Annotated in this window: 3 protein-coding genes and 1 pseudogene; 2 read left to right on the forward strand and 2 right to left on the reverse strand. The window is 58.7% G+C overall.

Annotated elements, in window-relative coordinates; all coding sequences use genetic code 11:
* Both AB4043_RS22195 and AB4043_RS22200 read left to right on the forward strand, forming a co-directional pair.
* Window positions 1–212 (forward strand): annotated as a pseudogene (locus AB4043_RS22195) (FG-GAP repeat domain-containing protein); the annotation flags it as partial.
* 129 nt (window positions 213–341) lie between these two features.
* Window positions 342–1529: a hypothetical protein gene (locus AB4043_RS22200; RefSeq protein ID WP_442303234.1), complete on the forward strand. Its 1188-nt coding sequence runs from the start codon at window positions 342–344 to the stop codon at window positions 1527–1529.
* On the opposite strand, the gene AB4043_RS22205 is transcribed toward AB4043_RS22200, so the two are convergent.
* Window positions 1413–2051, reverse strand: a complete 639-nt coding sequence (locus tag AB4043_RS22205; RefSeq protein WP_442303235.1) for a PepSY-associated TM helix domain-containing protein — start codon at window positions 2049–2051, stop codon at window positions 1413–1415. The two genes, AB4043_RS22200 and AB4043_RS22205, sit on opposite strands and share 117 nt — an antisense overlap.
* A 137-nt stretch (window positions 2052–2188) precedes the next feature.
* A partial coding sequence (locus tag AB4043_RS22210; RefSeq protein WP_442308120.1) for a DUF2271 domain-containing protein occupies window positions 2189–2527 on the reverse strand: 339 nt, incomplete at its 5' end.

The raw sequence follows: 2527 nt of genomic DNA on the forward strand, positions 1-2527 counted from the left end.
GGTACGAGTGGCGTAAGCTGCCCGGGATGCAGGCGAACCCTCGGAACGGCGGAGTGGAATGGATTCGTCACATCGTCGACTACGGCGGTCGCATGGGTGCGGGTGTTCAGACAGTCGTTGTTGATATCGATGGCGATGGAGACCTCGATATTGTCAGTGCGGGAAAGTCCGGCCTCTTCCTGGCGGAGAACCTGACAAAGTCGTCGAAGTAGAGCATTTTCCCTGTTACTGGGTATCCCGGAAGGGTCGTGCAGTGGCGTTTTCATTGCGGGAACGCCCATAGGTGCGAAAGCCCCACACTACACCCACAGCGAAAATGCTCTAGCCGTTACCATAGAGCGATGTCCTCGCTCTTCGCCCTGCTCTTCAAACGGAGCTATTGGCAGGTCGTTCTGGGCAAACACAGTTGGGTGCAGGCCTATGCCGACCTGAAGCGTGCCCGTAAGGACCGCCGTGCGCGCAAACGGTTGCGGCAGTTTCTGGCGCTACTGATTTTGCCAACACTCTGTCTCGCCTACATCGCATGGCTTTTAGGCAGCCGCGCAATGTTTATGCTCCCGCTCGTGTTCTCCGTGATCTGGTGGCTTAACCGGCGCGAACAGCAGGGTGATTCACCACCGAGCATCGCCCCCTCGAAGCCAGAAAGGCCGCTGCCTTCGGCCGAGGAGATACAGGGTGTTTGCAAACACTTTGCGGAGCAGATGTTGCTGCTCGCGGTCATGGTCGACCGCGCTGGGAGCGAAGGCTTCCTAAAGGAGAAGACCATCCCGGAGGGGATGGAAGTGCTCTCCCGCCGTCTCCACATCGACCTGCTACGGAAGCACGATCTGTGGGATCGCATGCCTCCAGAGGACAGAGAGGCCGTTCTAATGGCGGACGGCCACTGGGATCGTACAACGATTCACTGCGTGGCTCTTGAAGCCGAACCATTGCGTCTGCTTCGCTGGATCCTGCGACTGGACTTCTATCTGCCGACCGTCGGGCAGTGTATGCGCACCGACTACACCATGGCCTCCGATTTGGTGAAGACCCCCGAGCGTGCTTTTCAAGGGGACAAGCTCATCGATCTGCAGACCCTCGACGATGGGTTCGATGCAGCGGAGCAGACCTTTGCCCGCTGCATCGCTGAAGGTATCCATCGCGGCTACTATGAGCCGCGCGATCAGGAGGCTGCTGCGTGGGCGACCGGAGTGGTGAAGCGCCTTGGAGGCGATCAGCATGAGGATGTTGTTCTGGGTTCAGTGCTGGTCAGCGAGGCAAGCGAGGAAGAGGTGCGCTGGGCAACGGAACTCGCCTCCAGGCGCAGAAGCTTTCTTGCCTGGGTACGCGCCCTCCTTCGCGGTGAACAGCCGCTGACGGAGGGTTTTATCGTGACCAGTGTTTATACAGCCCGGGCGGCGATACCTGAGCTGTCAGGGGACGAAGCGCAGGTAGACCAGATAGGCAATCAAAGCTCCGGCGGCGGCGACAATCATGCCGGAGACTCTGCGCTTATACACGAAGAACAGAAGCACCAGACCAGTCAGTGAGACCAGCGTCAGTAGCGCGGCACAGATGTCGATGAACATCGACCAGGCCGCGCCTGTGTCACGTCCCTTGTGCAGGTCGTTGATAACGGCGACGAAGCCATTGCGGGTCTCCGTCAGGTCGTACTTGTTGGTGTCGCGATCGATGAAGATATCTGCCGCGTATCCCGGTCCTTTGAAGGAAACCTCAAGCTGGTTGTCATCGACACGAAAGTCCGAGACTGCGCCATGCAGCTTGTGACGCGCGCGGAGATCTTCGGCAATCTTCAGCTTGTCGGGCTCTGCACCGTTCGCAGGACGCAGCCACTCGTGCGGAAGCTCACCTTTAGTGACCGTGGTCTTCTCTTTTCCTCCCAGTGCCTCAGCATGGTTCAGTGTGATGCCGGTGATCGAGAAGAAGAGAACGATGGCGAACGAGACCATCGAGAGATAGATATGCAACCAGCGCGAGATGATGGCAGTGCGCCTGCGTAGACGCACTGCCATCGTGATCGGCCGCTTGGGTGGTGTGACCATTGTTGCCATAGAGCATTTTCCCTGTGGGTTGTAGTCCAGCGCTTCCTCATCATAGGGCGTTTTCCGTAATGAAAACGCCGCTGCACGCCCCTTCCGGGATACCGAGCAACAGGGAAAACGCTCTAGATCATCTTCCCGTCTTCAGCTCAATGCTTTCCGTAGTCGACCGTTGCCGTGCCAACTTCGGCCTTGCCGTTGAGCGTGAACTTGGCTGGGGTCTTGCCGTCGAGGTTGATCTCCTGCCGCAGCAAATCATAGCCACCGTGTTCACGCGCAGCTTCGATCAGGACGGTGTACTTGCCAGGCTTCACCTGCTTGCCGCTGTTGTCTTTTCCATCCCAGCGCAGCGTATAGGCTCCCGGGACGCGGGTCGCGGAGCTTAGCGTGGCGGTCAGATCGGTACCCTCGGCCATATTGCGCATCTGGTCATCGCGGTACCACTGCTTCAGCTCATGCAGCCAGCGCGGCTTGGCGAACCAGAGAGC

Source organism: Terriglobus sp. YAF25, assembly GCF_052113305.1.
Classification (GTDB): domain Bacteria; phylum Acidobacteriota; class Terriglobia; order Terriglobales; family Acidobacteriaceae; genus Terriglobus.

What these genes read in the sequence shown, in the direction of transcription:
- AB4043_RS22200 (WP_442303234.1), top strand. Translation starts at nt 342, where the DNA reads ATGTCCTCGCTCTTCGCCCTGCTCTTCAAACGGAGCTATTGGCAGGTC.
- AB4043_RS22205 (WP_442303235.1), bottom strand. Translation starts at nt 2,051, where the DNA reads ATGGCAACAATGGTCACACCACCCAAGCGGCCGATCACGATGGCAGTG.